Below are 6,778 nucleotides of genomic sequence, written 5' to 3'. Positions count from 1 at the left end.
AGGCTAATACTCAGATAAGCAAGGAAATTCAGGAAATCAGCGACGCCCGACTGGGCAGAAGCGCCCGCCACTTTAGCAATGGTTATCGGTCCACTCAAGTTTTTTACCGAGAGCTCGCCGAACAGCATTTTCTTTAGCGAATCGAGGGTCAGAACGCTCATGGTCCAAGTGCGACGAGCGCCCTCGCCAATCGCGGCCAAAGGCCCATAACTGACCTCGCGGATCATTTCCGGTGGCCAGTCGATCGCTTTGACGCCAGCGCCCAGATAACCGCTCGGCGCCTTGCTTTCGCCACGCGCCGCCAGCGTCACCGGGACGTCGATTTGAGCACCATCACGCTCGACACGCAGCATGATTTTGGTATCAGGACGCGTACGAACAGTATCAACCACTTGCTGCCAGTCGTTTAGCGCCAGACCGTCGAGCGAGACCAGACGGTCGCCGGTTTTCAGGCCAGCAGCTTGCGCCGGGCCTTTTGGATCGAGCTCGGCGAGCACCGGCGGCAATGCCGGACGCCATGGACGAATACCCAACGAGCGAATCGGATCCGGCTCATCAGCTCCTTTCAGCCAATGATCCAGCGCCAGCTCACGCGGCGAATCAGCATTAGAGCCCTGCTCACGCACCAACAACTGCAGCGAACCGCTCTCACCCAGTCGACGTACCAACTGCAAATTGACCGCCGCCCAACCGGAAGTCGGCTCGCCATCAATTGCGACAATTTCCTGACCCGCCGTCAAACCGGCCTTGGCCGCGATACTGCCGGACTCGACACCACCGATGACCGGGCGTATTTGCTGACTGCCAAGCATCGCCAGCACCCAGAAAAACACCAGAGCCAGCAGGAAGTTGGCGATCGGGCCGGCAGCCACGATGGCAATACGCTGGCGTACAGATTTGCGATTGAACGACTGATCGAGCTGATCCAGCGGCACTTCGCCTTCACGCTCGTCGAGCATCTTGACGTAACCACCCAGCGGAATCGCGGCGATCACGAACTCGGTGCCTTTCTTGTCGTGCCAGCGCAGCAACGGCATACCAAAGCCTACGGAAAAACGCAGAACCTTGACGCCACAGCGACGCGCGACCCAAAAATGGCCGAATTCATGAAAGGTGACCAGCACACCCAAAGCGATCAGGGTGCCGGCAATCATATAGAGCGCGCTCATCTACTTTCTCCGCAATCCTGTTCAGTGCCGCGTAAAGCCATTGTGTTGCAAAACTTATCGGTCGTGACGTTTCAACCATTGTTCGGCCAAAACTCGTGCCTTGGCGTCGGCGGTAAACACCGCGTCGAGATCATCCAGCGCAACCACAGATTCGAGATTCAAGACTTCCTCGATGATACTCGCGATTTCCAGGTAACGAACCCGTCCATCGAGAAACGCTGCCACAGCCACTTCATTGGCCGCATTGAGCATCGCCGGTGCGCTGTCGCCCGCCTCCGCCGCTTGGCGGGCCAGACGCAGGCAAGGGAAGCGCTCTTCATCAGGCGCTTCGAAATCCAGGCGCGCGATGGCAAACAGATCGAGCGGCGCCACGCCAGAATCGATACGCTCCGGCCAGGCCAACGCATTGGCAATCGGCGTGCGCATGTCGGGGTTACCCAACTGCGCCAGCACCGAGCCGTCGACGTAATCGACCAACGAGTGAATCACGCTTTGCGGATGAATCACCACCTCGACCTGCGACGGCTTGGCATCGAACAACCAGCAGGCTTCGATCAGCTCAAGGCCTTTGTTCATCATGCTGGCCGAATCCACGGAAATCTTGCGCCCCATGGACCAGTTCGGATGCGCACACGCCTGGTCAGGTGAAACATGCACCAGTTCAGCCATCGGTGTCTGTCGGAACGGGCCACCAGAGGCTGTCAGTAAAATCCTTCGCACGCCGACCGAGCTCAAGCCACGAGCAAAATCCTGCGGCATGCACTGGAAAATCGCGTTGTGTTCGCTGTCGATCGGCAACAGCACCGAACCGCTTTTGCGCACGGCCTGCATGAACAAAGCACCGGACATCACCAGCGCTTCTTTATTAGCCAGGAGAATCTTTTTGCCAGCCTCGACGGCGGCCAATGTAGGACGCAAACCCGCAGCACCCACAATCGCCGCCATCACCGCATCGACTTCCGGCGCGGAGGCGACCTGACACAAGCCCTCCTCCCCCACCAGCACCCGCGTTGGCAAACCCGTGGCACGCAGATCATCCTGCAAGCCACGGGCAGCGGCGACTTCAGGCACCACGGCAAATTGCGGCACGTGACGCACACACAAGGCCAGCAGCTCGCTCAGACGAGTGAAACCGCTCAGGGCGAATACCTGATAACGCTCAGGGTGACGCGCGATGACATCCAGGGTGCTCAGGCCAATCGAACCGGTCGCCCCCAGAACGGTAATCTGTTGGGCTCGGCTCACGGTGCGGCCATCCACAACAGCACGGCGAACACTGGAATCGCGGCAGTCAGGCTGTCGATGCGGTCAAGCACACCGCCATGCCCGGGCAACAGATTGCTGCTGTCCTTGATGCCGGATTGACGCTTGAACATGCTTTCGGTGAGGTCGCCGACCACCGAGATAAAGACGATCAGCGCAGCGCCGATCAAGCCCTTGAGCAGTTCGGCCACTGTCCAGTCGCGCACCAGACCAACGATGGCGGTGATGACCAGGCTCAATGCCAGACCACCGTAAACGCCTTCCCAGCTTTTGCCCGGGCTGACCTGTGGGGCCAGTTTGCGTTTGCCGAAAGCGCGGCCGGAGAAGTAGGCGCCGATATCAGCGCCCCACACCAACACCATCACCGCCATGATCAGCCAGTTACCCAACGGGTACTGTTTGATCTGCACCAGACCTTGCCAGGCCGGCAACAGAATCAGCAGACCGATCACCAGTTTGGTTGCCGCACTGGACCAATGAGCACTGGAGGCCGGGTAAGTAAGCACCAGATAAGTCGCCACTGCCCACCACAACACCGAAGCACCGAGCACCCATGGCGCAAGGCCGGGCAAGATGTACATGATGAAGAGCATGAACGCGACCACGGCGGCAAAACCCACACGGAACGCTTGCCCGGTGAAACCTGCCAGACGCGCCCATTCCCAGGCGCCCAAAGTCACGACCAGACCGATGAACAAGGCAAACCCGGAACCTTCGAGCAGGAAAAACCCGCACAAGGCAATCGGCAGCAGGATCAGTGCAGTGATGATTCGTTGTTTAAGCATTAAACCCGGGCTCCAGCTTCGACCTGTTCGCTCGTTTTACCGAAGCGACGTTGACGTGAAGCGAAATCGGCCAGCGCAGTACGCATGGCATCGTGTTTGAAGTCCGGCCAGAACAGGTCGGAGAAGTACAACTCGGCGTAAGCCAGCTGCCACAGCAGGAAGTTGCTGATGCGGTGCTCACCACCGGTGCGGATGCACAAATCCGGCAACGGCAGATCGCCGGTGACCAGACAGGTTTGCAAAAGATCCGGAGTAATGTCTTCCGGACGCAGATGCCCGGCCTGAACTTCGCGTGCCAGGCGCTGTGCAGCCTGCGCGATATCCCACTGACCGCCGTAGTTGGCGGCGATCTGCAGAACAAAACGATTGGCACCGGCAGTCATTGCTTCGGCTTCGCGCATCGCCGCCTGAAGTTCAGGGTGGAAGCGCGTGCGATCGCCAATGATGCGCAGGCAGATGTTGTTGTCGTTGAGGCGCTTGGCCTCACGACGCAATGCCTTGAAGAACAAGTCCATCAAGGCGCTGACTTCATCGGCCGGGCGCTGCCAGTTTTCACTGGAGAAGGCGAACAAGGTCAACACTTCGACCTTGGCCTCAGCGCACACCTCGATGACGGCTCGCACAGCATCCACGCCCGCTTTATGCCCGGCGACACCCGGCATAAAGCGTTTTTTAGCCCAGCGATTGTTACCATCCATGATGATCGCGACATGGCGCGGCACCGCGGACGGCGCAGTCTGCTTGGTCTTGTCCATTAAAAGCTCGACCCTTATACGGCCATCAGGTCTTTTTCTTTCTCTTCCGTGGCCTTGGTGATCATGGCTTCGGAATCCTTGGTCAGCTTATCGATATCGGCGATTGCACGACGCTCTTCGTCTTCGCTGATTTCTTTGTCCTTGACCAGCTTCTTCAGCTCGCCCAACGCGTCACGACGGATGTTGCGCACGGCAACACGAGCGTCTTCAGCAGCGCTGCGCGCCTGCTTGGTGAAGCCCTTACGGGTTTCTTCAGTCAGGGCAGGCATGGAGATCAGCAACAACTCGCCGAGGTTGGTCGGGTTGAGGTTCAGGCCAGCGCTCTGGATTGCCTTGTCGACGGCGGCGAGCATGTTGCGCTCGAAGGCCACGACTTGCAGGGTGCGCGAGTCTTTAACAGTGATGTTGGCAACCTGGGTGATGGAGGTGTCAGCGCCGTAGTACGGCACCATCACGCTGCCCAGAATGCTTGGGTGAGCCTTACCGGTACGGATCTGGCCAAAGGCGTGAGCCAGAGAGTCCAGGGATTTTTGCATGCGCTCTTGAGCGTCTTTTTTGATTTCGTTGATCATTGTTGACCTTCCTCGATCAGGGTGCCTTCAGCGCCGCCATGGACGATGTTCAGCAGGGCACCAGGTTTGTTCATGTTGAATACGCGCAGCGGCATCTTGTGATCGCGGCACAGGCAGATAGCAGTCAGATCCATTACACCCAGCTTGCGATCCAGTACTTCATCATAAGTCAGATGATCGAACTTCTCGGCATGCGGGTCTTTGAATGGGTCTGCGGTGTAAACACCATCGACCTTGGTCGCTTTCAGCACGACGTCGGCATCGATTTCGATGGCACGCAGGCAGGCTGCCGAATCCGTGGTGAAGAACGGGTTGCCGGTACCGGCTGCGAAAATCACGACGTCTTTGGAGTTCAGGTGACGCATGGCTTTGCGGCGATCATAGTGATCGGTTACGCCAACCATGGAAATCGCCGACATCACGATGGCCGAGATATTGGCACGTTCCAGCGCATCGCGCATGGCCAGGGCGTTCATCACAGTGGCCAGCATGCCCATGTGGTCGCCTGTGACCCGATCCATACCGGCTTTGCTCAGGGCTTCGCCACGGAACAGGTTACCGCCACCGATCACCAGACCGACCTGGACACCGATGCCGACCAGTTGGCCGACTTCCAGCGCCATGCGATCGAGTACTTTCGGATCGATCCCGAACTCTTCCGAGCCCATCAGGGCCTCGCCGCTAAGCTTGAGTAGAATGCGTTTATAGCGAGCCTGATAACCACTGCCCTGCTGAGCCATTGCGAATCTCTCCTGCGGCGTATTAAAAAATTCTGTGCGAGCTGTTTACAGCTGGCGTTCACTCTAGCTTGGCGCTGCTTCAGCGCCATCGGAACATGGCTTTGTAAGTCAGTTCCAAGTGGAAACCAATAAAAAATTGGCTACCCCATCTGAAAAGAGGCTGCGCGCGTAAGCGGGCAGCCTCTTTCGGGCGACAGTTGAAAACTGTCTTATTGCTTGGCGGCAGCCAGCTGGGCAGCAACTTCTTCAGCGAAGTTGTCGACCGGCTTCTCGATGCCTTCGCCTACTTTGAAGTAGGTGAAGGAAACGATTTCAGCACCGGCTTTCTTGGCCAGTTCGCCAACCTTGATTTCAGGGTTCTTGACGAACGCCTGCTCAACCAGGCTGGCTTCTGCCAGGAACTTGCTGATACGGCCTTTGACCATATTTTCAACAATGTTTTCTGGCTTGCCTTTGATCTTCTCTTCGTTCAGCTGCAGGAACACAGCTTTTTCGCGCTCGATCGCTTCAGCCGAAACTTCCGATGGCAGCAGGAACTCAGGGTTGCTGGCCGCTACGTGCATAGCGATGTCCTTGGCCAGTTCAACGTTGCCGCCTTTCAGAACAACTGCAACACCGATCTTGTTGCCGTGCAGGTAGCCACCAACAACGTCGCCTTCTACGCGAACCAGACGACGGATGTTGACGTTTTCGCCAACCTTGCCGACCAGTACCAGACGAGCAGCTTCTTGCGCTTCGATCAGCGGAGCAACATCGGTCAGCTTGTCAGCGAAGGCTTTTTCAATGCTTTCAGCAACGAATGCCTTGAAGTCGTCCTGCAGAGCCAGGAAGTCGGTCTGCGAGTTCACTTCCAGCAGAACAGCAGATTTGCCGTCTTCTTTCAGAGCGATCGCGCCTTCAGCAGCTACGTTGCCTGCTTTTTTGGCAGCCTTGATTGCGCCCGAAGCACGCATGTCATCAATGGCTTTTTCGATGTCGCCGTCAGCCTTTTCCAGGGCTTTCTTGCAATCCATCATGCCTTCGCCGGTACGCTCACGCAGTTCTTTAACCAACGCTGCAGTAATTGCTGCCATTTTCAAATTCCTCTTGGATAGGTTTTCAACCATTCCACCCGATCGAACGGGCGTTCAATTCTTCCCGAAGCCGTTTGTAGCCGCTGCACGTTACAGATGCTGTAGCTGCGCTGCCGACAAATGGTTTTCGAGGTGGCAAAAAGGGGGCCAAGCCCCCTTTTTGCTTACTGAGTCAACGCCAGGGCGTTAATTACTCAGCTGCAGCTGCCGGAGCTTCTTCAGCTGCGAATTCTACAGTGCCGCCGCCAACATTGTTGCGACCACGGATAACAGCGTCAGCCATCGAACCCATGTACAGCTGGATAGCGCGGATTGCGTCATCGTTGCCTGGGATGATGTAGTCAACGCCTTCCGGGCTGCTGTTGGTATCGACAACGCCGATAACCGGGATGCCCAGCGTGTTGGCTTCGGTGATCGCGAT

8 protein-coding genes are annotated in these 6,778 nt (G+C 57.4%); all 8 read right to left on the bottom strand.

The annotated features are described in order from the left end of the window. Nucleotides 1-1,169 (bottom strand): RIP metalloprotease RseP (gene rseP / locus ACIOMO_RS27620; RefSeq protein WP_401244645.1); only part of this gene is annotated, 1,169 nt, incomplete at its 3' end. Between the two features lie 54 nt (nucleotides 1,170-1,223). Further along, nucleotides 1,224-2,414 (bottom strand): 1-deoxy-D-xylulose-5-phosphate reductoisomerase, encoded by a 1,191-nt coding sequence (ispC, locus tag ACIOMO_RS27615; protein ID WP_401244643.1) that lies wholly within the window; start codon nucleotides 2,412-2,414, stop codon nucleotides 1,224-1,226. Beyond that, nucleotides 2,411-3,217: a phosphatidate cytidylyltransferase gene (locus ACIOMO_RS27610; protein WP_053117625.1), complete on the bottom strand. Its 807-nt coding sequence runs from the start codon at nucleotides 3,215-3,217 to the stop codon at nucleotides 2,411-2,413. The genes ispC and ACIOMO_RS27610 overlap by 4 nt, the downstream gene beginning before the upstream one ends. After that, nucleotides 3,217-3,972, bottom strand: coding sequence for a polyprenyl diphosphate synthase (uppS, locus tag ACIOMO_RS27605; protein ID WP_053117623.1), 756 nt, complete (start codon nucleotides 3,970-3,972; stop codon nucleotides 3,217-3,219). The genes ACIOMO_RS27610 and uppS overlap by 1 nt, the downstream gene beginning before the upstream one ends. Before the next feature lie 14 nt (nucleotides 3,973-3,986). Further along, nucleotides 3,987-4,544: a ribosome recycling factor gene (gene frr, locus ACIOMO_RS27600; protein ID WP_053117621.1), complete on the bottom strand. Its 558-nt coding sequence runs from the start codon at nucleotides 4,542-4,544 to the stop codon at nucleotides 3,987-3,989. Continuing rightward, entirely contained in the window at nucleotides 4,541-5,284 is a 744-nt protein-coding gene (gene pyrH, locus ACIOMO_RS27595; RefSeq protein WP_003222124.1) for a UMP kinase, read from the bottom strand. The genes frr and pyrH overlap by 4 nt, the downstream gene beginning before the upstream one ends. A 209-nt stretch (nucleotides 5,285-5,493) precedes the next feature. Then, nucleotides 5,494-6,357 carry a translation elongation factor Ts gene (gene tsf, locus ACIOMO_RS27590; protein WP_007908856.1) on the bottom strand — a complete coding sequence of 288 codons (864 nt, stop codon included), beginning with the start codon at nucleotides 6,355-6,357 and terminating at the stop codon, nucleotides 5,494-5,496. A gap of 190 nt (nucleotides 6,358-6,547) precedes the next feature. After that, nucleotides 6,548-6,778, bottom strand: a 231-nt coding sequence (gene rpsB, locus ACIOMO_RS27585; protein ID WP_401244640.1) for a 30S ribosomal protein S2, incomplete at its 5' end; no start/stop codon positions are given.

Source organism: Pseudomonas sp. NPDC087804 (assembly GCF_044742965.1).
In the GTDB taxonomy this organism is placed as follows: domain Bacteria; phylum Pseudomonadota; class Gammaproteobacteria; order Pseudomonadales; family Pseudomonadaceae; genus Aquipseudomonas; species Aquipseudomonas rustica.
Note: the sequence above shows the minus strand (reverse complement) of the source record. Positions and strands in the feature narration are given on the sequence as shown.